A 21,178-nucleotide genomic window follows, 5' to 3' on the forward strand; every position below is an offset into this window, starting at 1 on the left:
TTTAGGATGATAAGCTGAGCGCCCCGTTTCTTTATAAAGCTTCTTGAAATTATCAAGATCGAGACTGTCAACAACTGCATTGACTATGCGGACAGGGTCGCCCGCAGCTATGTTTTCATCAATTCTTTGTGGAAAAAGAACCGTTTGGTTGGGAATGTAAGGACGAAAATGTAACTTTGCCATAACGAAAAAACTGATGCCTAAAGTTACATAAACTTTGGCTAATAACAAAGCCCGGGCTTGGGAAAGTCTGGGCTTTGTGCATAAAAAAGGTTGTGTCAAAATGTTGACACAACCTCCTAATTTTTTTTAAACGAATGAGCATATCTCGATGATATATTGTATATTTGCCAACTCATAAAACTAAATAAACTTACAAAGTTTTGAGACAGGCTCTATTCGTCATATTATTTACATTTTTCATTGGAAGCGTCCGGGCGCAAAGTACCAGCGATTCTCTTGTAATGAACTACATGCAGGAAATGGGAATACCGCTGACCTACAACAATAAAGTCGGGCTATTGATGACCGGTCGCGAAAAGTTTATCGACTTATTCGAAACTATCCGCCATGCCCGGCATCACATCCACCTGGAATACTTCAATTTCCGCAACGACTCTATCGCCAACGCCCTTTTCGACTTACTGGCCGAGAAAGCAAAGGAGGGAGTAGAGGTACGTGCCATGTTCGATGCCTTCGGCAATTGGTCTAACAACAAACCGCTTAAAAAACATCATTTGCAGGCTATCAAAGAGCGTGGTATCGAAATCGTGAAGTTCGACCCTATCACCTTTCCCTATATCAACCATGCCATGCACCGGGACCACCGCAAAATCGTCGTCATCGACGGAAAAATCGGTTATACGGGCGGCATGAACATAGCCGACTACTATATCAACGGCTTACCCAAAATCGGCAAATGGCACGATATACACATGCATATAGAAGGAGATGCCGTGCGCTACCTGCAAGGAATTTTCCTGACTATGTGGAACCGGGAAACCGGGCAACACATCGGCGGTCCGGCATATTTCCCCGACCTGCCCCAGTTTCCCGACAGCATAGCCGAGGAAATTTCGATAGTAGACCGTACGCCCCGGGAAACGCCCCGCTCTATCAGCCATGCCTATACCGCCTCAATCGAAGCCGCCCAGAAAAAAATCCAGATAGTAAATCCCTATTTCGTACCAACGAAATCCATTCGTAAAGCTATTAAGAATGCATTAAAGAAAGGTACGGAAGTAGAAATAATGATACCGGCTGTATCGGATATTCCCTTCACTCCCGAAGCATCTTTCTACATCGCCCACAAACTGATGAAGCGGGGAGCGAAAATCTACCTGTTCAGAGACGGGTTCCACCATTCCAAGGTAATGATGATAGACGGCTCATTCTGCACGGTAGGTACGGCAAATCTCAACAGCCGCAGTTTGCGTTACGACTATGAAACGAATGCTTTCATTTTCGACCCGGCAACGACGCACCAACTGAACAGCATGTTCGAAAGAGACAAGCAGAACAGTACGCTGCTCACTCCAGAGTTGTGGAAAAAGCGCTCGGGCTGGAAAAAATTCATCGGCTGGGTAGGTAACCTGCTGACCCCTTTCCTATAAACCTTTCCTCCATTTTTTAATTTTTAAATTTTAATTTTCAATTCTCCCGAGAACTTTGGCTACCTTTGGCAAGGCTTTTAACAAGTAATCCATGAAACAATATTTAGATTTGCTCAACCGCGTGCTGACCGAAGGCACAGAAAAAAGCGACCGTACCGGAACCGGTACAATCAGCGTATTCGGACACCAGATGCGCTTTAATATGGACGAGGGTTTTCCTTGCCTGACAACTAAGAAACTTCATTTGAAATCCATTATATACGAACTGCTATGGTTCCTGAAAGGTGATACGAATGTAAAGTACCTGCAAGATAACGGCGTGCGTATCTGGAATGAATGGGCCGACGAAAATGGAGACTTAGGACACATCTACGGCTACCAATGGCGTTCGTGGCCGGATTACAAAGGCGGGACAATCGACCAGATTAGCGAAGCCATAGAAACTATCAGGCACAATCCGGACTCGCGCCGTATCATAGTCAGTGCCTGGAACGTAGGCGACCTGGACAACATGAACCTGCCGCCCTGTCACGCATTCTTCCAGTTCTACGTAGCCAACGGGCGGCTCAGCCTGCAACTCTACCAGCGAAGCGCGGATATATTCTTAGGAGTGCCGTTCAACATCGCATCGTATGCCCTGCTTCTGCAAATGGCAGCACAAGTAACCGGGCTGAAAGCAGGAGATTTCATACACACCCTGGGAGATGCGCACATCTACCTGAACCACCTGGAACAAGTGAAGCTCCAACTGAGCCGTGAGCCGAGGTCGCTCCCGCAGATGAAAATCAATCCGGATATAAAAAACATCTTCGACTTCAAGTTCGAAGACTTCGAACTGGTAAACTATAATCCGCATCCGCACATTGCCGGAAAGGTAGCTGTATAAACTACCGTTTCCCGGTATAAACCCGGTACGGGAAAGCACCCCTTATCTTAAAAAAACAAATCGGACTCCTATACAACAAGACATATGATTAGCATTATCGCTGCAGTAGACCGCCGCATGGGTATCGGCTATGAAAACAAGTTATTATTCTGGCTTCCCAATGACTTGAAACGCTTCAAAGCGCTCACCACCGGACACACAATCATCATGGGGCGCAAAACCTTCGAGTCGCTGCCCAAAGGCGCCCTACCGAACCGGCGGAACATCGTCCTGTCTACCCGTCGCGACATCCGATGCCCGGGTGCAGAAGTTTTCCCCTCCCTCGAAGAAGCCCTGAAAAACTGTGCACAGGATGAGCAGGTTTACATTATAGGCGGAGCCAGCGTATACCGCCAGGCTCTCCCGCTGGCAGACGCGCTCTGCCTTACGGAAATAGATGCGGAAGCCCCCGAAGCAGATGCCTGCTTTCCGGAAGTAGACCCCGAAATATGGCAAGAAAAAAGCAGGGAGTCTCATCCGGTAGACGAGAAGCATCCCTGCCCTTATGCTTTTGTCGATTATATCCGCAGATAGTTTATTCCTCCTCCTCTTCCACGATTATCGGCATCTGCCGTTTAATGGCCTCGTGGAATGAAATCAGCGTTTCCGTACGCGACAACCCCAGCGGCTGCAACTTATCGTGGATAATACTCAGCAGATGATGATTATTCCGGGCGTACAACTTAATAAACATATCATACTTACCCGTTGTAAAGTGGCACTCCACAATCTCGGGAATGGCTTCCAACGCTTTTGTCACGGCATCAAAAGTAGCGGGATCTTTTAAATAGATTCCAATATACGCACAAGTCTCATATCCTATCTTTTCCGGGTCTATGACATATTCCGACCCCTTCAATATACCCAGATTGGTGAGTTTCTGAATACGCTGGTGGATAGCCGCCCCAGATACATTGCATGCCCTGGCTACTTCAAGGAAGGGAATACGCGCATTATCGGCAATCAACTGCAATATTTGCTCGTCTAAAGTATCCAATTGATGATGTCCCATTTCTAATTCCAATAATTAATTAAATGAATATTTTACCGTATTCTGCTACGGCAATGTGCAAAGTTAGCCATTTTTTCTCCAATTAAAATACGAATTATAACTTTTCTTGCTAAAAAGAGAATAATCGCATATGCCGGGTAATACAGACAAAAATCGTATCTTTGTAAAACGGTTAAATTACAATGGATATGAAAAAATATATATTACTCTTACTCTGTTCGGTAGCGCTCTCCCCCCTCCGCGCACAGGTTTTCGCCGACTATTTCGCGGATAAAACCCTCCGTGTAGATTACATCTTCAACGGCAATGCATCCCGGCAGGATATTTGCCTGGACGGACTATCCTCCCTCCCGACCTGGGCAGGCAGAAAACACCACCTGGCAGAACTGCCGTTGCAAGGCAACGGGCAGATTGTCATGCGCGATGCAGCCAGCGGAAAAACGATATATGCCACATCCTTCTCCTCGCTTTTCCAAGAGTGGCTGGAAACGGAAGAAGCTACAAGCATAACGAAAGGATTCGAGAATACATTTCTTCTCCCCTATCCGCTCCAACCGGTCGAGATAGAAATCACGCTGCTCGATTCCCGCCGCAACATACGTGCCGCAATGAAACACACCGTACATCCGGACGATGTATTAATCGCACAGAAAGGCACTTCGCACATCACCCCGCACAAATACCTGCTGCAAAACGGAAACACGGAGCAATGTATCGACGTAGCAATCCTTGCAGAAGGATATACCCCCCAGGAAATGCCGACATTCTACCGGGACGCCGGTATTGCCTGTGAAAGCCTTTTTGCACACGAACCGTTCAAGTCGATGAAGAAACGGTTCAATATCGTGGCAGTAGCCAGCCCTTCCATGGACAGCGGGGTCAGCGTACCCAGATTAGGCGAATGGAAGCATACCGCTTTCGGCTCTCATTTCAGCACCTTCTATTCCGACCGCTACCTAACCACGTCGCATGTAAAAGCGATACACGATGCCTTAGCGGGAATACCTTACGAACACATCATTATATTAGCCAATACGGAAGAATACGGAGGAGGAGGTATCTATAACTCATATACCCTTACCACAGCCCACCACCCGCTGTTCCGTCCGGTAGTGGTACATGAATTCGGCCATAGCTTCGCTGGGCTTGCCGACGAATATTTCTATGACAACGACATTATGACGGATACTTATCCGCTGGACATAGAACCCTGGGAGCAGAACATCAGCACACGGGTAGATTTCGCCTCGAAATGGAAAGACATGCTTGCCGAAGCCACCCCTATTCCCACCCCGTCCGGTGAAAGCGGTAAATACCCGGTCGGTGTGTACGAAGGAGGCGGTTATTCCGCAAAAGGAGTTTACCGCCCGGCAAACGATTGCCGTATGCGTACCAACGAATATCCCACCTTCTGCCCCGTATGCCAACGCGCTATCCGTAAAATTATCGAGTTTTATACAGAATAAACAACAATAACCAACTTCAAAAAACAGACTTATGATTAAATTTCAACGTATCACGACTGCGGATACAGCCCTGTATAATTACATGGAGCAGTTAATGACCGCTTCTTTCCCACCCGAAGAATACCGTTCATTGGAGGAGCTCCGTACCTATACGGATACCAAACCGCATTTTCACTGTAATATCATCCTCCACCATGACACCCCGGTAGGGTTTATCACCTACTGGGATTTCGGGCAGTTCTATTATGTGGAGCATTTTGCTATCGACCCGTCCCAACGCAATGGCGGTCACGGAAAGAATGTCCTGGAACATTTGTGCCGGCAGATAGACAAACCCATTATTTTGGAAGTGGAAGCGCCCGAAGAAGAAATGGCTGTGCGACGCATTAACTTCTATAAACGGCATGGCTTTACCCTATGGGAAAAGCCTTATATGCAACCTCCCTATAAACCGGGAGACAACTACCTACCTATGTTGCTAATGGCGCACGGCAATCTGGAATGCGAGAAAGATTTCGAACAGGTAAAAGAACATATCTACCGGGAAGTGTACAATGTGAAATAAACGATGAGGTTATGTAAATCCCTATTAAGTAATAGGAGATAAAAATATAGACGGGTATCAAAGCTAAGATGAACAGTACAACCGTCCGCGATAGCATATTATAACCTGCCAATAGTGTTCAGTTTTCTCCATATTGATAAATTCAAAATTTATGGCTAAGTTAGAACTGATATGAGCAAGTTATAATATGCTATCGCGGACGGTTGTACTTCGGGATATTCAGTAAATGTCTTTAAAAAAACAACTAATTCGCAATAATTCGAATATGAATTAGTTGGCTAATCTTATTCTATCTACTGAATGTCCCTACCCCGAACTGAAGTGCACCCCAAAAGTTTTGTGTCTAACTTTTGGGGTGCACTTCAGTTATACGTTTTTTTATTACCGATAAAGGGTATTTAGCTTCAGATTAAAAATTCATTCCCTCTAAAGCCGAGCTTTGACCTCTTCTCTTGCTGTAAAGCAGTACATTAGTTACAAACAATAAAGGTCGCCTGTTGGAACAAGCGACCTTTATTATATAGTCTGAATTAACTTTCTTACTGGCGCGGTTGCGCAGAGTAGTTAATTTTCAATGCATAAGCTTTACGAAGAGCCTCTTTGATATCTGTTACGATACCCATTTTCGTATCTTGGTCAACTTTCAAGGATACTGTCATTTGCGGCTGGTCCTCTTCCTTCATACTGGCGCGTTCACCAATAATGTAGTCCTGGATTGCAGCAACTTCAGCATAACTGTCGTTCAACTGGATACGGCTCTCATTACCTAATTTCTTACGGAATTCAGCAGTAGGTTTTCCTACGTAGATAAACGTAACCAAAGACTTCTTCTCGAGTTTTTCCAACTCCGTACCTTGTGGAACCTTAAACTCAACCTTCAATGTTACCTCACGCATGGTCGTTACAATCATGAAGAAGAACAACAGGGTAAAGATAAGGTCAGGCAGAGAAGAAGTGTTCAACGCCGGCATTCCGCGCTTTCCGGTTTTATTAAATTTTCCCATTACTTCTTTTCTCCGTACTTTTTAGGTTCTGCCTCAGAAATCTTCTGAGGATAAATATCACGAATCGCTTCTTGTTGTACTTCATCTAAGTCGGCATATTTTTTCTGCCACTTTTCCTGAGCCAATTCATCGCGTAATTCATTGTACGCAGCTACCAGCTCATTCTGTACAGCTATATATGTCTTATAAGAAGTACCGCGGTCGCATCGCAAAGAAACTACGTGCTTTTCCGTAACCATCATATTTCCAAAAAATGGCACATCTTTGGCGTGCTTTTCCGGTTTTGTTTCATCGTTATACGGATTAGCAATAAACTCCTTTGCCTTTGCGCGCAATTCGTCTATACTAATATAATCGTTACCGCACATTAACTGGTCGTTCATATTCACGAACACCTGCAATACGTTGCGCTCTTTCAACTTTACATCGTCATTTTCCTGATTCTGTTCGGGCGGAGGCGGCAAACGTCTTGCCAAACCACGGTCAGTATCCATTGACGTTGTAATCAAGAAGAAAATGAGCAACAAGAAAGCAATGTCCGCTGTAGAACTAGAGTTGATTTCAGGTACTTCTCTTTTCTTTTTAGCCATCTCAGTTTCCTTTTATTATTTAAACTTTTTAGCTATACCAAAACCAAATATCAACAGAATCATTGCACCCATCATAATATAGATAGTGTACAAGAACATATCTGTCAACTTCAACCAGAACGGAACATTTTCTGCACCATCATAGCCAGGCATTACCAATGGTTGGTCGCTTCCCATAGCCCATGATATAACCAATACCACGATAATGAGAATCAAACCTAACAATGATTTAATTGCAGTCATAGGAGAATCAATGAATCCTGTTACAAATTGATAAATAGCAGCTACGATTGTAATAATAACAGCTATTCCAAACAGGATATACATCCAGTATATCAAAGCATCTGTTTGTGCAGGCTCCTCCATTGCAGTATCTGCGACCAAACGCTGATCAACTGGGGTTTCTCCGCCAAAGAAGAACATACCCAGGATGACCAATGTAATGGCAAGCATCACATACAATACAGTACCTGAAACTTTTTGAATTCTAATTTTCATATCGCAGATAAATTATTTTTTATATTTCAAATCATATTTGATAACCATATCCAACAGAGTGATAGAAGAGTCTTCCATGTCGCTGGTCAGAGCTTCAATCTTAGACAGGATATAGTTATAGAATACCTGGAGAATCAAGGCAACAATCAAACCGAAGATAGTCGTAATCAAGGCAACCTTCATACCACCTGCTACAACCGTCGGAGAGATATCACCTACCTGTTGGATTTTATCAAATGCCTGCACCATACCGATTACAGTACCCAAGAATCCCAATGACGGAGCCATTGCAATGAACAGCGTAATCCAGGAGCAACCCTTTTCCAGGTAACCGGCCTGTACGCCACCGTAAGAAACAACAGACTTTTCAACAACATCGATACCCTGGTCGATTCTCATCAAACCTTGATAGTAGATAGAAGCGATAGGACCTCTGGTGTTACGTGCGATGTCTTTAGCAGCCTCAACGTCTCCTTTTTCCAAAGCAGCCTCGATAGCGGCGATGAACTTCTTGGTATTGATTTCTGCCAAGCTCAGATAGATGATACGTTCGATACAGAAAGCAAGACCGATAACCAATGCTATGGCAACGAAACTCATAAAGAATGCAGAACCTTCAATAAATTTCGTTTTCAGTTCTTTGTGGATACCACCTTCTTCTGCTTCGATAGTAGCAGGAGCAGCAGCTTCATCGGCAGGAGCTGCTTGTGCTGCAGGAGCAGCTTGTTCTGTTTGTTCAGCGGCAGGAGCATCTTGAGCCTGAGCAAGTTGAGTTGAGCCAAATGTTAAGACTCCCATCACAGCAACAATTGCAAATAACTTTTTCATTGTGTGTCTAATTTTTAAGATTAATTAATTAAATTACTTATTATGTTTATTTATTGTTCTTCTTCTATCTTAAACATCCGCGGAGAGACGGGGATTCGAACCCCGGATACCCTTTAGGGGTATACACGCTTTCCAGGCGTGCCTCTTCAACCACTCGAGCATCTCTCCAAATAGACGCCTTTCCTCGAAATCGGGTGCAAATTACAAAAAAAATGCGAACCCCAAGCGTTTTCAGCTACAAATGTATTCTTTTTTTTGTTCTTCCACAGCATTCTCAAAGTTTTATCCGCAATAAAATCTCAAAATTAATAAACTTTAAAATCTTCGAAACGTTATTTGAGCATTCCAAACACTTTTAAAGCATTTTCAGAGGTGATGCAAGCTACTTCTTCGGGCTGCTTTCCGTATATCCCGGCCACTTTTAACAGAGTATCCTTTACATTCGCACTCTCGTTTCTTTTCCCCCGGTTCGGTACGGGAGTAAGATAAGGAGAGTCGGTTTCGAGGACTATCCGGTTTAAGGGAACACCCAGCAAAACCTCCGGTAAGTCCGACTTTTTAAATGTCACCACCCCGTTGATTCCGATATAGAAACCGGCAAACTCCAACAACCGGTGCGCCTCTTCCAGCGTCCCCGTGAAACTGTGGAAGATACCCCTCAGGGGAGACGATTTATAAGGTTCCAACACATTATATATATAATCGAAAGCCTCGCGGCAATGGATAACTACGGGCAACCCGTACTCCAACGCCCACTGCACCTGCTGTTCGAAAACCAGCAACTGTTCTTTCAAGAATGTCCTGTCCCAGTAAAGGTCTATCCCGATTTCACCGATTGCCACATAATTATCCGGCATCGCCAGACGTTCGGCCACAACCGCCAGCTCCTCCTTGTACCCGGTATCCACGGAAGTCGGATGCAGCCCTATCATCGGGAAGCAATAACCCTTATACTCCTCACACACACGGAGCATGGGCTCTACGGTCGTGCTGTCGATATTGGGCATAAAGATATGGGTTACCCCCGCCGCCTGCGCACGCGCTATCACTTGCGGCAAATCATCCCGGAACTCGTCCAGGAAAAGGTGGGAATGCGAATCGACTAACCTCATTGCGCTATTTCCTCTTTTTCTTTTTCACCGGTACGGTAATAGTAAATCAGGCCGTAGTCGCGGCATAAATCCAACCGCTTCTCGTTGGGTAGCACCTTTTCGTATTTCCGCTCCACCTGGTTCCAGATATCCAAAATCAGGGCATCGGCATCGGCGCGCATGGAAGCGAGAGTTTCCAGGCTGCGGGCAGTCAAAGTCTGCAAGTTCTTCTGCTTCTCATAGCTCTCCATGAAAATATCATAATGCACCCTTACTTTGGCTATCGTAGGATTATAAATAGGAATACCCCCTTGCGAAATGCGCCTGCTCTCACCGTCTACAATCTTACGTCCCCATTCGGCGAGCGCCGCCTCCGTCGATAAATCCGGCACGTTATTGTTTTTCGTATCCAGGCCGTAATACTCCTTATGCGCCGTACGCACCTCCGAACGGATTACCGCCAGATTCAGGACTTGGATGAAATGCGATATATACAGGCGGGCAATCTTTACATTAGACTGATGTTTGCGGGCAGCCTTGGACTGACGCTCGAAACACTCCGCATAATAAGTCTGGGCAGCCTCGAATTTCATCAGGAAATTCCGGGCATCCGTAAGTGTCTTTAAAGATACTGCCAAATCGTACACGTTATATATATCACCCTTCACGACTACGGCCTTCAACGCCCGTATCCTTGCTTGGTCTGTATTCGGTAATCTCCTATAAGGCATTTCTAATCGGATTAATTATGAGTTACACTTCCCGGTACATCAGATTTTCAATAAGTTTTCCAAGTTCGGTTTTCTTCCCGTCCGCCACACTCACGGCAGCCAGGCTCTCCATTGCCTTGTTGCTATATTCCACCATTTTATTCTCGCATAAACCCTTGACGCCTATCCGGTTATACAAGCCGGTTACCGCGGCAATCTTCTCCGCCGGTTCGAACTCCGCTGCATTTATCCAATGCTCCAATTGCTGCAACTGCTCCTTGTCCGCATGCTCCAATGCCTTAATCAGCATGTACGTCTTTTTGTTGCACAGAATATCCCCTCCTATATTTTTTCCGAAGACAGCAACGTCGCCATACACATCCAGCCAGTCGTCCTTCAGTTGAAAAGCCACTCCCATATTCATACCGAAATCATACAGGCGCCCTGCATCGTCTGCGGAAGCGCCGCCCAGCAGCGCACCGATTTTCAGGCTTGCCGCCAGCAGGACGGAGGTCTTCAGGCGAATCATCTCCAGGTACTCCTCCTCCTTCACATCATTGCGTTTCTCGAACTCCATATCCATTTGCTGTCCCTCGCATATTTCGAGAGCAGTGAGGCTGAACAAATCCATGACCTCTTTCAAATGCTCCACCGGACACTGCGCCATAAACTGGTAAGCCAACACCAGCATGGCATCGCCCGAAAGGATAGCCGCATTGTCATTCCACACCTTATGCACGGTTTCCTTGCCGCGGCGTTTATCGGCGCGGTCCATTAAATCGTCATGCAGCAACGTATAGTTATGATATACCTCGATACCCGTTGCCGGCGAAAATATGGAGACTACATCCTCCTTATAAAGATTATAAGCCATTAGCATCAGTACGGGGCGAATCCGCTTTCCACCCATTGACAAGACATAGGTAACGGGGTCATACAGACCTTTCGGGGTACGGACAAACTGCAAACCTGCAATATGGGAATTTATTTTTTCGAGAAGTTCGGAAGCTGTAAACATAAGTATTTCAATTTAGGAATGGCAGGGAATAAAAAGAGGCTGCCTAAAAGCAGCCTCTTTATGCTATGGATAATTTTATTACTGCAATCGGAACATTACAGGCACTGTGTACTTCACACGTACCGCTTTACCGCGCTGCATACCCGGTTTCCATTTCGGCATCGAGCTAATCACACGGATAGCCTCCTTATCCAGGTACGGGTCAACGCCTCTAAGCACTTTGGCATCTACGATACTACCGTCCTTGTTAACGACGAACTGTACGGTAACACGGCCTTGCGTACCGTTTTCCTGGGCGATAGTAGGATATTTGATATTCTTGCTCAGATACTGCATCAAGCCTGCCATACCGCCATTGGGAAATTCGGGCATCTGTTCTACCACCTCGAAGATAGTCTGTTCTTCCGGTTCCTCTTCTTCAACGGCTACGGGCACATACTTGATTTCCACCGCCTGGTTGGTTTCCTCAGACGTAGCGATAGTAGTTTCCTCTACATCGGCATCATCGTCCACGATTGTCAGGGTTTCTGCAATCGAAGGAGCCTCGGGAGGGGGAGGAGCAATCTGCTCGGGTTGTTCCGTAATAGGAATGATTTCCTCTTCAAATACAAGGTCGGTAATAGCCTGGCTCGTATCAATCTTGATATCACGCTTAGTCCATTCGAATGCGACGAACATAAACGCGAGCACAATCACGTAACCGACGAGCAGCCAAGTTGACTTTTTATTCTCCAAGTCTGCCTTAGGTGTCTTTTTAATTTCCATAATTTATAATATAATTTTAGTGTTTCTCATTTGTGGCAAATATAGTACTTTTCCCACGATTGTTCTTGCTTAGCTGTGTTTTTTTACACAATAAGCGGTGCATTTTCATTTTTTTAATTCTTCAAAAGCCTTCATCTGCTTTTGTGCCACAAATGTAACGAGATATTTTAAAAATACCGTATCTTTGGCAAGAATTTTAAACGAAACATTCAAATTTTCCTGTCCGGAAGAATATTTCTATATAAATATAGTATAAAATCTTTCCATATGAAAAAGATAACAATCGCAATCGACGGCTTTTCCTCCTGCGGAAAAAGCACAATGGCCAAAGACCTTGCCCGCGAGATAGGCTACATATACATAGACAGCGGAGCCATGTACCGCGCCGTTACCCTATACAGCATGGAGAACGGGCTGTTTACAGATAACGGCATCGATACGGAGGAGCTGAAAAAGCAGATTAAGGATATCCGCATATCCTTCCGGCTGAACCCGGAGACGGGCTGCCCCGACACCTACCTGAACGGCGTCAACGTAGAGCGGAAAATCCGTACAATGGAAGTGTCGTCGCACGTCAGCCCTATCGCAGCCCTGGATTTCGTGCGCGAAGCCATGGTAGCCCAACAGCAGGAAATGGGAAAAGCCAAAGGAATCGTAATGGACGGCCGCGACATCGGCACGACGGTATTTCCGGATGCCGAACTGAAGATTTTCGTAACGGCATCCCCCGAAATCCGCGCCCAGCGCAGGTATGAGGAACTAAAGGCGAAAGGCGAGGAAGCCGGCTTCGACGAAATCCTGGAAAACGTGAAACAACGGGATTACATCGACCAGAACAGGACGGTAAGCCCGCTCCGCAAGGCGGACGACGCATTGCTGCTGGACAATAGCCACATGACTATTTCCCAACAAAAAGAATGGCTGGCAGAACAGTTCGACAAGATTTGCAAAGCATAACCTAAACCCAGCGATATGGCAAAAGTAGAAATAGACGAAGGCTCCGGTTTCTGCTTCGGAGTAGTAACCGCAATTCGTAAAGCCGAAGAAGAACTGGCAAAGGGCGGAACATTATACTGCCTGGGAGACATCGTGCACAACAGCCGCGAGGTGGAACGGCTGAAAGCCATGGGACTGATTACCGTCAACCACGAGGAGTTCCGCCGCCTGCACGACACCAAAGTACTGCTGCGCGCCCACGGCGAACCACCCGAGACATACCAGACCGCCAAGCGGAACAACATCGAAATTATCGACGCCACCTGCCCGGTGGTACTCCGCCTGCAAAAGAAAATAAAGCAGGAATACACCCTGGAAAGCAACGAAGAGAAGCAAATCGTCATATACGGAAAAAACGGGCATGCCGAAGTACTGGGCTTAGTGGGACAGACCACAGGGAAAGCAATCGTGATAGAGAAGCTGGAAGAAGCACGGCTGCTGGATTTCAGCAAAAGCATACGCCTTTACTCGCAAACCACCAAGTCGCTGGACGAATTCCAGAAGATAGTGGCGTACATCAAGGAACACATATCCCCGGAAGTCACCTTCGAATACTACGACACCATATGCCGGCAAGTAGCCAACCGCATTCCCAATATCCGCAAGTTCGCCTCATCGCACGACTTGATATTTTTTGTCAGCGGCAAGAAAAGCTCCAACGGCAAAATCCTGTTCAACGAATGCAGAAAAGTCAATCCGAACTCGCACCTGATAGACAGTGCGCAGGAAATAGACAACCGGTTGCTCGCCGGAGCGGAGTCCATAGGCATATGCGGAGCCACTTCTACCCCTAAATGGCTGATGGAAGAAATATCCGAAGCCATAAAATCGCGAATTTAAAAAGCTTTTGTTATCTTTGCCGACGTATTTTAAGGTAATTATTAATACTAAATAAGGAGATTGTCATGGGAACAATTAAGTGTATCGGTATTTTAACTTCAGGAGGCGACGCTCCGGGAATGAACGCAGCTATCCGTGCAGTGACACGTGCAGCTATCTACAACGGGCTCCGGGTAAAAGGAATATACAGAGGTTACAAAGGTCTGGTAACCGGTGAAATCAAGGAATTCAAAAGCCAGAACGTAAGCAACATCATCCAGCAGGGCGGTACGATTTTAAAAACGGCGCGCTGCAAGGAGTTCACCACCCCCGAAGGACGCCAGATTGCGTATGACAATATGCAGAAAGAGGGCATCGACGCCCTGGTGGTTATCGGCGGCGACGGCTCTTTGACGGGAGCACGCATTTTTGCGCAAGAGTTCGACGTACCCTGCATCGGGTTGCCGGGAACTATCGACAACGACCTTTACGGAACGGACACCACTATCGGCTACGACACCGCCCTGAATACAATCCTGGATGCGGTGGATAAAATCCGTGATACGGCAACCTCTCACGAGCGTCTTTTCTTCGTTGAAGTCATGGGACGCGACGCCGGTTTCCTCGCCCTGAACGGAGCTATCGCTTCCGGAGCCGAGGCAGCCATTATTCCGGAATTCAGTACGGAAGTAGACCAGTTGGAAGAATTCATCAAGAACGGTTTCCGCAAGTCCAAGAACAGCAGTATCGTGCTCGTTGCCGAAAGCGAACTGACGGGCGGCGCCATGCACTATGCGGAACGCGTGAAGAACGAATATCCCCAGTACGACGTGCGCGTCACCATTCTCGGCCACCTGCAACGTGGCGGCAGCCCTACGGCACACGACCGTATCCTTGCCAGCCGCTTAGGAGCCGCCGCAATAGACGCTATTATGGAGGGACAGCGCAATGTGATGATTGGTATAGACCACGACGAAGTGGTTTACGTGCCTTTCACCAAAGCTATCAAGAATGACAAGCCGATAAAGAAAGACCTGGTCAATGTATTGAGAGCGCTTTCCATTTAAGAAGGGAAGGCAGACGAATACAAAACGGAGAGGGTGTACCTGAGTTCACCACAGATTACACGGATTATACGGATTACCACAGATTTAAAATAGAAAATTATCTGCTTCTAAAAGGGAAGAGTTTAGATAATTAGGTAATTAAACAACTGATTATCAAGACAGAAAATCTGTAATAATCCGTATAATCTGTGTAATCTGTGGTGAACTCAAGTATATCCTCTTTGTTTTACAGTCACTTCCTTACAACCACCTCTCCACAATCTTCTCCGTCCTGTCCCATAACTCCCGCATCTGTACATGAGCGGTGAACTTCCCGGAAAGCGGCCTGACACGGCAACTCGCATTCAAAGTACCCGTACGCTTCCCCACCTCCTCGTCCAGCAGCAGATGAATCGCCGTTGCAGCTCCCTGCCGGGGAGTACGGATAAAAGGACGAAAGAAAATATCCGTCAACGGGTCGAACCACATATGCATCGTTATGATATCGGTAGAAACGATGCCGGGGTCGGCAGCATTGACCGTAATGCCTTTTTCCCTGATACGGCGCGCCAGGTCTATCGTAAACAAGGTAAGCGCCAGCTTCGTATTGCTGTAAACGGGAATACGCCAGAAGCCCCCTTTCCTTCCGCGGAGAAAGAACTCCGGAAAGTCCAGGCGACCCACGGCATAAGTGCAAGACACCATATTCACGATGCGGCTCCCCGCCCGCATCAAGGGCAACAGTTTACGGGTCAGCAGATAAGGGGCGACATAATTGACGCTCACCGTACGCTCCAACCCGTCCGCCGTTATGCGGCGCTCCGTTTCCATAGTCCCCGCATTATTCATCAGCAGACCGACGGGCTCGCCACGCTCCAAAAGGGTTTCGGCAAGAGCCGCCACGGACGCAAGCGAGGACAAATCGACGCTCAACACCTCGATACATTCGTTGCCGGTATCACGCACCAGCATCCGCCTTACCTTCTCCGCCTTTTCCAGGCGGTAACAAGCCATAACAATCTTATATCCGGCATTAGCCACGGCACGCGTTATTTCCGTTCCCATACCACCGTCGGCTCCGGTTATGACAGCAAGTTCCACTTCGACAATCGATAATTTAAATTGATAACTAAAATCAGCCTCTCGCCTCTATCTCCCCAATCTCCTTTCTCAAACAAGCAGGGAGCTCTTCTCCTAAATGCCGGTGGCACGCCATTTCAATGGAGTACATCCGGGCGATGCAGTAGTTGCTGTGCCTGCAATCGCAGCGGGCATCTTCCTCCCGGCGCATGCGGTTCACGAAATCCGGCTCATTGAGCAGGGCACGCGCCATTTGCACGGCATCGAACCCCTTATCCAACACCTCGTCTATTTTAGGACGCGAAACCAACCCGCCTACATATATCAGCGGTATCTTCAGCACCGCCCGGAATTTCAAAGCGTCCTCCAGGAAATAAGCTTCCTCGAACGGCACGGCCGGTATCATCCATTTGCCTACCATGCGCACGCCGTATTTCAGCCACCAGCACGTCATGTAATGTGTCATGCTACGTATCGGCATCTCCCCGCGCATCACGTACATAGGCGCTTTACTCACAAACCCGCCGCTCAGCACCAGCCCGTGCGCCCCCGACTGTTCGAGGCGCCTGGCTACCTGCAACGTCTCGTCAAGCTCCATGCCACCCCGGAAGCCGTCGCGCATATTCATCTTCACGAGTACCGCCATGTCGTTGCCGGCAGCTTTCATCACCTCCTCCATTACCATATCCATAAAACGCATGCGATTCTCCAGGGAACCGCCGAACGCATCCTTGCGGTGGTTGGTGGCAGGCGAGAGAAACTGGCTTATGAGATAACCGTGCCCCGCATGGATTTCCACGGAATCGAACCCCGCCTCGCGTGCCAGGTTCACCGAGCGTCCGTACGCACGCGCCATTTCCGGCAGTTCGCCGGCACGCAGCCCGCGTACAAAAGTGGGCGAATACAGATTGAAACCGCTGCTGGCACCTACGGGGGTACAGCCGCAGATGCTTTTGTGCGACATGTTGCCGCAATGCCCCAACTGGATACCGGCAGCAGCTCCCTCCGCATGTACCGCATCGGTGAGCCGGCGAAGCCCCGGAACAATTTCAGGGCGCATCCATAACTGGCGGTCAAAGGAAAGGCCGCTGCGGGTTACGGCGGCATAAGCTACCGTAGTCATACCGACACCGCCCGCAGCAACCGAGCGGTGATAATCGAGCAACATGTCCGAAGGTGCATTGCCCGGACACATACTTTCGAAAGCAGCCGAACGAATGGTACGGTTGCGCAAGGTCAGAGGACCGAAAACGACTGGAGTGAATAGGGAGGACATGGGGAGTTATGAGTTTAAATTATGAGTTGTAAATTATAAGTTGTAAGTTATAAGTTATGAGTTCAGGACTATGAGTTATGACTATGAGTTATGACTATGAGTTATGATTTTGAGATATGATTTTGAGTTATGGGTTATGTATGAATTATGGCACAACTTCATCTTTTTGGGGAGAAACCACCTTTGATATTCATTTATCGTCTAATAAATATAAGGAAGGATACGTTTTCGCCTTCCTACCGCCTCATCGCCGAATTCCTCCCGGTAATGCCGGTGAATGGCATCGGCACGGGGAACGAGGTTGGCAAAAGTCCACCATACGAAAACCCAGGCAGCAGGCGAGAGCGTGAGTATGGCAAAACCAGTCCATTCTACCAGCTCGCCGAAGTAGTTGGCGGAAGTGACGTAGCGGTAAAACCCTTTGGAGGGAAGGTAATGCTTCGTGTCTCCCGGCTTACGCAGACGGCGTATCACACGGTCGGAATGGAGGTTGATAACCATGCCGGCAAAAAACAGCAGGAGCCCCGACAAGGCATGGGGTTGCAGTAAATAAGCCCAGCCACCGGTATAAAAGCCGCTGGGGGCAAAGTAGAACAAACCGCCTGCCTGCATCATGCCGTTCAGGATGTTGAACACGATACCCATAGCCATAATAGCTACCGGCATCCGGCTCCGCCCCTTCAGCAGAAAGGGAAAGACGAACGACCTCTGGAAATAGTGCAACTGAAACAGCAGGAAGAAGATACATACCGGTATGGAAAAACCGACGCCGCTCTTGCCCCACAGCCAGCACATGACGATGAAAACCGGAGCCTCCATAAGTACCCATGCCAGCTTGTTGTTAATGGAATATCCCCACGATGCCGTACGGAATATTCCGTAACCCGCCTTTACAAAATAGAGTGCAATGAATACGATAAGCGCCGTGATGCTCATCGCTCCCAAGAATATATGAAACCCTTCTTCGCTCATACCCTTCTGTTTAAGTAAGGCAAATATAGGGAAAACCCGCGATATTCAAAGCGTTTTCTTGTAAGAATAAAAAAATTGCCCGGCAGGGCTTTGCGCCGGAGATGCTAAAGTTTATCCGTTCCACCGTGGGGAAAATTTCGTTCCGCCGTGGGGGAAATACTGTTCCACCACGGAGAAAGTTATGTTCCGCCACGGCGGAACGAAAACTTCCCCGTGGCGGAACGAAAAAGGTATCGCCGTCCGGCTGCCTGAGCCTCGCAACGATACCTTATGACATCCGGCAAGCGGAATATCCATGCCTTTATACGCAGGCGCTAACGCTTCTTGATAGGGATGTACACCACTTCTTCCAGTACATTCTTGTAAGCCGGACGGATGATGCGCTTTCCCTCGAAATTCAGCTCCTCGTTGCGATGCGCGCACCAGCCTACGATACGCGCCATAGCGAACAGCGGAGTGAAGATTTCCTGCGGCAGCCCAATCATTTCATAGACGAAACCGGAATAGAAATCGACATTGCTCGAAACGGTTTTCCCGTTATTCTTCACACGGCCGAATACTTCGATAGCGCGTTCTTCCAGCAGCTCCAGGAAAGCGAACTCGCGTTCCTTGCCTTTCTCGCGCGCCAGGTCGCGGGCAAGCTCTTTCAACAGTATGGCACGGGGGTCGGAAATGGTGTAAACGGCATGGCCGATGCCATATATCAACCCGGTCTTGTTGTACACCTCTTTGTTCAACATACGGGTGAAGTAAGTGTCGATTTCGTCTACATTCGTCCAGTCCCGGATATTCTCCTGCAAATGGTGGAACATATCCGCCACCTGGATATTGGCGCCGCCGTGGAGCGGACCTTTCAGGGAACCGATGCCGGCGGCAATGGCAGAATAGGTATCTGTCCCGGTAGAGGAGGTTACGCGTACGGTGAACGTGGAGTTGTTACCGCCGCCGTGCTCCGCCTGCAATACCAACAGCAGGTCGAGGGTGCGGGCATCCAGCTCCGTATAGTCCTTTTTGAGCATATACAGGAAGTTCTCGGCAATGGAAAGCTGCTCCTGCGGATGACGGATATGCAACGAACGGCCGTGAGTGGCATGGCGCAGCATGTTGAAGGCATAGGCTATGATAGTGGGAAATTTCGATATCAGCTCGATGCTCTGGCGCATCAGGTTGTCGCGCGAGGTATCGTCGGCAGCCGGGTCGAAGCGGTACATCTCGAGCACACTGCGCGCCAGGATATTCATAATGTTGTTTCCTTCGAGCTCGATGATGTTCATCTTCGTTTTCTGCTCCAGCGGCATGTTGTCGTTAATCAGTTCGCGGAAGGAAACCAGCTCCTCCTTATCGGGCAGGCGGCCGGAAAGCAGCAGGTACGCCACTTCCTCGAAGCCGAAACGTTTTTCGCTGAGAATGGCATGTGCCAGGTCGTCCAGGTCGTAGCCGCGGTAGAACAGCTTGCCCGGAATAGGTTTCAAGCCACCGCCCGGAATGCGTTCGTAGCCCACTACGTTGCCAATCTTGGTAAGTCCTACCAAAACGCCCGTTCCGTCCTCGTTGCGCAGGCCGCGCTTTACGTCGAACTTCTTGAACAGGCTGTTCTCAATCCGGGTAGCTTCTTTCAGGTCTTCAGAGAGTTTGTAAATCAGGTACTCTTTCTTCATAATATGTATGTTTTTGTTGGTTAGTCCGCCGCAGGATACACGGAGTCCGGCAGGGGCTTTCTCTTTACCCCTGCGGAAACCGGCGGCGAGCTTATAATTTATCTATTCTCCCCGTAATCTCCCGCGTAAAGGCGGAAGTGGACAACGGGACGCCGCCCGGCATGAAACGCGCCAAATCGACTGTGGCACGGCCTTCCGTGAAGCTCTCCTCCAATGCCGCCTCTATCAGCGAGGCAGCCTCCTGCCAGCCCAGGTACTCGAGCATCATTACCGCAGAAAGGATGATAGAACAGGGATTGACCGTGTCTTTGCCCGCAATGCCGGGAGCCGTGCCGTGGGTGGCCTCGAAAATGGCATGCCCCGTCCAGTAGTTGATGTTGGCGCCCGGCGCGATACCGATGCCGCCCACCATAGCCGCCAACTGGTCGGAAATGTAATCGCCGTTCAGGTTCAGGGTGGCAACGACCGAATATTCCTCGGGAACAAGCAGCGTATTCTGCAAGAAGGCATCGGCGATGCAATCCTTGACAACGAGGCGTCCCTCTGCTATCTCCTTGCCGAACTCGCGTTCCGCCAGCTCATAGCCCCATTTCTTGAAGCCGCCTTCGGTGAACTTCATGATATTGCCCTTATGCACCAATGTTACGGAGGGCAGGCGTTTTTCGAGCGCATACAGGCAGGCGGCACGCACCAGCCGTTCCGTGCCTTCCCTGGATACGGGCTTTACGCCGAAGGACGAGGTTTCGGGGAAACGTACCTTGGACACTCCCATTTCATCGTGCAGGAAGCGGTAGAACTTTTCCGCCTCCGGCGTTCCGGCTTCCCACTCGATGCCCGCATAGATGTCCTCCGTATTCTCGCGGAATACGCACATATCCACCTTCTGCGGCTCTTTCACCGGAGAGATTACACCCTTATACCAACGCACCGGGCGCAGGCACACGTACAAATCGAGCGTCTGGCGCAACGCCACGTTCAGCGAACGGATACCGCCGCCTACCGGTGTCGTCAGCGGGCCTTTAATACCTATCTTGTAAGTCCGGAAAGCCTCCATGGTTTCTTCCGGCAGCCACGAACCCGTTTCGCGGAATGCCCGTTCGCCGGCAAGCACTTCTTTCCATTCGATGCTCCGGCGGCCGCCATAGGCTTTCTTCAAGGCTGCATTTACCACGGCCTGCATGGACGGGGTTATCTCCGCCCCTACTCCGTCGCCCGTAATAAAGGGTACAGTAATTTTTTCCATATT

24 protein-coding genes and 1 tRNA gene are annotated in these 21,178 nt (G+C 48.4%); 8 read left to right on the plus strand and 17 right to left on the minus strand.

What is annotated here, in order from left to right; genetic code table 11:
* Window positions 1-183 (minus strand): transposase (locus tag C233_RS22295; RefSeq protein ID WP_039747275.1); only part of this gene is annotated, 183 nt, incomplete at its 3' end.
* Between the two features lie 239 nt (window positions 184-422).
* Here C233_RS22295 and cls point away from each other — a divergent pair.
* The 3 genes from cls (at window position 423) to C233_RS0104895 (ending at window position 3,072) form a co-directional block, all read left to right on the plus strand.
* Window positions 423-1,613 carry a cardiolipin synthase gene (cls, locus tag C233_RS0104885; RefSeq protein ID WP_262482810.1) on the plus strand — a complete coding sequence of 397 codons (1,191 nt, stop codon included), beginning with the start codon at window positions 423-425 and terminating at the stop codon, window positions 1,611-1,613.
* Window positions 1,614-1,704: 91 nt separating this feature from the next.
* Window positions 1,705-2,499, plus strand: a complete 795-nt coding sequence (locus C233_RS0104890) for a thymidylate synthase (RefSeq protein WP_018666304.1) — start codon at window positions 1,705-1,707, stop codon at window positions 2,497-2,499.
* 84 nt (window positions 2,500-2,583) lie between these two features.
* Window positions 2,584-3,072: a dihydrofolate reductase gene (locus C233_RS0104895; protein ID WP_018666306.1), complete on the plus strand. Its 489-nt coding sequence runs from the start codon at window positions 2,584-2,586 to the stop codon at window positions 3,070-3,072.
* Window position 3,073: 1 nt separating this feature from the next.
* Here C233_RS0104895 and C233_RS0104900 read toward each other — a convergent pair whose 3' ends face one another.
* Complete coding sequence (locus C233_RS0104900) at window positions 3,074-3,550, minus strand: Lrp/AsnC family transcriptional regulator (protein WP_018666308.1); 477 nt, start codon at window positions 3,548-3,550, stop codon at window positions 3,074-3,076.
* A gap of 188 nt (window positions 3,551-3,738) precedes the next feature.
* Between C233_RS0104900 and C233_RS0104905 the strand changes: the two genes are divergently transcribed.
* Window positions 3,739-5,016 carry an IgA Peptidase M64 gene (locus C233_RS0104905; RefSeq protein ID WP_026314737.1) on the plus strand — a complete coding sequence of 426 codons (1,278 nt, stop codon included), beginning with the start codon at window positions 3,739-3,741 and terminating at the stop codon, window positions 5,014-5,016.
* Between the two features lie 31 nt (window positions 5,017-5,047).
* Entirely contained in the window at window positions 5,048-5,581 is a 534-nt protein-coding gene (locus tag C233_RS0104910; RefSeq protein ID WP_018666312.1) for a GNAT family N-acetyltransferase, read from the plus strand.
* 539 nt (window positions 5,582-6,120) lie between these two features.
* Here C233_RS0104910 and C233_RS0104915 read toward each other — a convergent pair.
* From C233_RS0104915 to C233_RS0104955, 9 genes are all read right to left on the minus strand, one after another.
* Complete coding sequence (locus C233_RS0104915) at window positions 6,121-6,585, minus strand: ExbD/TolR family protein (protein ID WP_018666314.1); 465 nt, start codon at window positions 6,583-6,585, stop codon at window positions 6,121-6,123.
* Window positions 6,585-7,175 carry an ExbD/TolR family protein gene (locus tag C233_RS0104920; protein WP_018666316.1) on the minus strand — a complete coding sequence of 197 codons (591 nt, stop codon included), beginning with the start codon at window positions 7,173-7,175 and terminating at the stop codon, window positions 6,585-6,587. The genes C233_RS0104915 and C233_RS0104920 overlap by 1 nt, the downstream gene beginning before the upstream one ends.
* Window positions 7,176-7,190: 15 nt before the next feature.
* Window positions 7,191-7,673 carry a hypothetical protein gene (locus C233_RS0104925; RefSeq protein ID WP_018666318.1) on the minus strand — a complete coding sequence of 161 codons (483 nt, stop codon included), beginning with the start codon at window positions 7,671-7,673 and terminating at the stop codon, window positions 7,191-7,193.
* Between the two features lie 12 nt (window positions 7,674-7,685).
* On the minus strand, window positions 7,686-8,501 hold the full coding sequence (locus tag C233_RS0104930) for a MotA/TolQ/ExbB proton channel family protein (RefSeq protein ID WP_025068646.1): 816 nt from the start codon (window positions 8,499-8,501) through the stop codon (window positions 7,686-7,688).
* 80 nt (window positions 8,502-8,581) lie between these two features.
* Window positions 8,582-8,669, minus strand: a tRNA-Ser gene (locus C233_RS0104935).
* Window positions 8,670-8,833: 164 nt separating this feature from the next.
* The gene (locus C233_RS0104940) at window positions 8,834-9,613 is read right to left on the minus strand and encodes a TatD family hydrolase (protein ID WP_018666323.1); all 780 of its coding nucleotides are present in this window, start codon (window positions 9,611-9,613) and stop codon (window positions 8,834-8,836) included.
* The gene (locus C233_RS0104945; RefSeq protein ID WP_025068645.1) at window positions 9,610-10,323 is read right to left on the minus strand and encodes a hypothetical protein; all 714 of its coding nucleotides are present in this window, start codon (window positions 10,321-10,323) and stop codon (window positions 9,610-9,612) included. Before C233_RS0104945 ends, C233_RS0104940 begins: the two co-directional genes overlap by 4 nt.
* Window positions 10,324-10,345: 22 nt before the next feature.
* Window positions 10,346-11,320 carry a polyprenyl synthetase family protein gene (locus C233_RS0104950; protein ID WP_018666327.1) on the minus strand — a complete coding sequence of 325 codons (975 nt, stop codon included), beginning with the start codon at window positions 11,318-11,320 and terminating at the stop codon, window positions 10,346-10,348.
* A gap of 78 nt (window positions 11,321-11,398) precedes the next feature.
* Window positions 11,399-12,085, minus strand: a complete 687-nt coding sequence (locus tag C233_RS0104955; RefSeq protein WP_018666329.1) for an energy transducer TonB — start codon at window positions 12,083-12,085, stop codon at window positions 11,399-11,401.
* Between the two features lie 267 nt (window positions 12,086-12,352).
* On the opposite strand from C233_RS0104955, the gene cmk reads away from it, so the two are divergent.
* From cmk to pfkA, 3 genes are all read left to right on the plus strand, one after another.
* Entirely contained in the window at window positions 12,353-13,042 is a 690-nt protein-coding gene (gene cmk, locus C233_RS0104965) for a (d)CMP kinase (RefSeq protein WP_018666333.1), read from the plus strand.
* Window positions 13,043-13,057: 15 nt separating this feature from the next.
* Window positions 13,058-13,921: a 4-hydroxy-3-methylbut-2-enyl diphosphate reductase gene (locus C233_RS0104970; protein WP_018666335.1), complete on the plus strand. Its 864-nt coding sequence runs from the start codon at window positions 13,058-13,060 to the stop codon at window positions 13,919-13,921.
* Window positions 13,922-13,986: 65 nt separating this feature from the next.
* Window positions 13,987-14,967, plus strand: a complete 981-nt coding sequence (pfkA, locus tag C233_RS0104975; protein WP_018666338.1) for a 6-phosphofructokinase — start codon at window positions 13,987-13,989, stop codon at window positions 14,965-14,967.
* Between the two features lie 240 nt (window positions 14,968-15,207).
* Here pfkA and C233_RS0104980 read toward each other — a convergent pair whose 3' ends face one another.
* From C233_RS0104980 to icd, 6 genes are all read right to left on the minus strand, one after another.
* A complete protein-coding gene (locus C233_RS0104980) occupies window positions 15,208-16,047 on the minus strand; it encodes an SDR family oxidoreductase (protein WP_018666340.1) in 840 nt (279 codons plus the stop codon).
* 34 nt (window positions 16,048-16,081) lie between these two features.
* A complete protein-coding gene (locus C233_RS0104985) occupies window positions 16,082-17,302 on the minus strand; it encodes an NADH:flavin oxidoreductase (protein ID WP_018666342.1) in 1,221 nt (406 codons plus the stop codon).
* 201 nt (window positions 17,303-17,503) lie between these two features.
* Window positions 17,504-18,274: a DUF1295 domain-containing protein gene (locus C233_RS0104990; RefSeq protein ID WP_018666344.1), complete on the minus strand. Its 771-nt coding sequence runs from the start codon at window positions 18,272-18,274 to the stop codon at window positions 17,504-17,506.
* A 111-nt stretch (window positions 18,275-18,385) separates the two neighbouring features.
* Window positions 18,386-18,571: a hypothetical protein gene (locus tag C233_RS24420; protein ID WP_167321133.1), complete on the minus strand. Its 186-nt coding sequence runs from the start codon at window positions 18,569-18,571 to the stop codon at window positions 18,386-18,388.
* Between the two features lie 17 nt (window positions 18,572-18,588).
* On the minus strand, window positions 18,589-19,932 hold the full coding sequence (locus C233_RS0104995) for a citrate/2-methylcitrate synthase (RefSeq protein ID WP_018666346.1): 1,344 nt from the start codon (window positions 19,930-19,932) through the stop codon (window positions 18,589-18,591).
* Window positions 19,933-20,023: 91 nt separating this feature from the next.
* Window positions 20,024-21,175 carry an NADP-dependent isocitrate dehydrogenase gene (icd, locus tag C233_RS0105000; RefSeq protein WP_018666347.1) on the minus strand — a complete coding sequence of 384 codons (1,152 nt, stop codon included), beginning with the start codon at window positions 21,173-21,175 and terminating at the stop codon, window positions 20,024-20,026.
* Between the last annotated feature and the right edge of the window lie 3 nt (window positions 21,176-21,178).

Source organism: Bacteroides gallinarum DSM 18171 = JCM 13658 (assembly GCF_000374365.1).
GTDB classification, from domain to species: domain Bacteria; phylum Bacteroidota; class Bacteroidia; order Bacteroidales; family Bacteroidaceae; genus Bacteroides; species Bacteroides gallinarum.

Bases quoted from the DNA above. Each gene is read 5' to 3' on its own strand.
- C233_RS0104970 (WP_018666335.1), top strand. From the start codon at position 13,058: ATGGCAAAAGTAGAAATAGACGAAGGCTCCGGTTTCTGCTTCGGAGTA.
- icd (WP_018666347.1), bottom strand. From the start codon at position 21,175: ATGGAAAAAATTACTGTACCCTTTATTACGGGCGACGGAGTAGGGGCG.
- C233_RS0104890 (WP_018666304.1), top strand. From the start codon at position 1,705: ATGAAACAATATTTAGATTTGCTCAACCGCGTGCTGACCGAAGGCACA.
- C233_RS0104915 (WP_018666314.1), bottom strand. From the start codon at position 6,585: ATGGGAAAATTTAATAAAACCGGAAAGCGCGGAATGCCGGCGTTGAAC.
- C233_RS0104995 (WP_018666346.1), bottom strand. From the start codon at position 19,932: ATGAAGAAAGAGTACCTGATTTACAAACTCTCTGAAGACCTGAAAGAA.
- C233_RS0104945 (WP_025068645.1), bottom strand. From the start codon at position 10,323: ATGCCTTATAGGAGATTACCGAATACAGACCAAGCAAGGATACGGGCG.
- C233_RS0104905 (WP_026314737.1), top strand. From the start codon at position 3,739: ATGAAAAAATATATATTACTCTTACTCTGTTCGGTAGCGCTCTCCCCC.
- C233_RS0104900 (WP_018666308.1), bottom strand. From the start codon at position 3,550: ATGGGACATCATCAATTGGATACTTTAGACGAGCAAATATTGCAGTTG.
- C233_RS0104895 (WP_018666306.1), top strand. From the start codon at position 2,584: ATGATTAGCATTATCGCTGCAGTAGACCGCCGCATGGGTATCGGCTAT.
- C233_RS0104940 (WP_018666323.1), bottom strand. From the start codon at position 9,613: ATGAGGTTAGTCGATTCGCATTCCCACCTTTTCCTGGACGAGTTCCGG.
- C233_RS0104955 (WP_018666329.1), bottom strand. From the start codon at position 12,085: ATGGAAATTAAAAAGACACCTAAGGCAGACTTGGAGAATAAAAAGTCA.
- C233_RS0104910 (WP_018666312.1), top strand. From the start codon at position 5,048: ATGATTAAATTTCAACGTATCACGACTGCGGATACAGCCCTGTATAAT.
- C233_RS0104990 (WP_018666344.1), bottom strand. From the start codon at position 18,274: ATGAGCGAAGAAGGGTTTCATATATTCTTGGGAGCGATGAGCATCACG.
- C233_RS24420 (WP_167321133.1), bottom strand. From the start codon at position 18,571: ATGGATATTCCGCTTGCCGGATGTCATAAGGTATCGTTGCGAGGCTCA.
- pfkA (WP_018666338.1), top strand. From the start codon at position 13,987: ATGGGAACAATTAAGTGTATCGGTATTTTAACTTCAGGAGGCGACGCT.
- cmk (WP_018666333.1), top strand. From the start codon at position 12,353: ATGAAAAAGATAACAATCGCAATCGACGGCTTTTCCTCCTGCGGAAAA.
- C233_RS0104920 (WP_018666316.1), bottom strand. From the start codon at position 7,175: ATGGCTAAAAAGAAAAGAGAAGTACCTGAAATCAACTCTAGTTCTACA.
- C233_RS0104930 (WP_025068646.1), bottom strand. From the start codon at position 8,501: ATGAAAAAGTTATTTGCAATTGTTGCTGTGATGGGAGTCTTAACATTT.
- C233_RS0104985 (WP_018666342.1), bottom strand. From the start codon at position 17,302: ATGTCCTCCCTATTCACTCCAGTCGTTTTCGGTCCTCTGACCTTGCGC.
- C233_RS0104950 (WP_018666327.1), bottom strand. From the start codon at position 11,320: ATGTTTACAGCTTCCGAACTTCTCGAAAAAATAAATTCCCATATTGCA.
- C233_RS0104925 (WP_018666318.1), bottom strand. From the start codon at position 7,673: ATGAAAATTAGAATTCAAAAAGTTTCAGGTACTGTATTGTATGTGATG.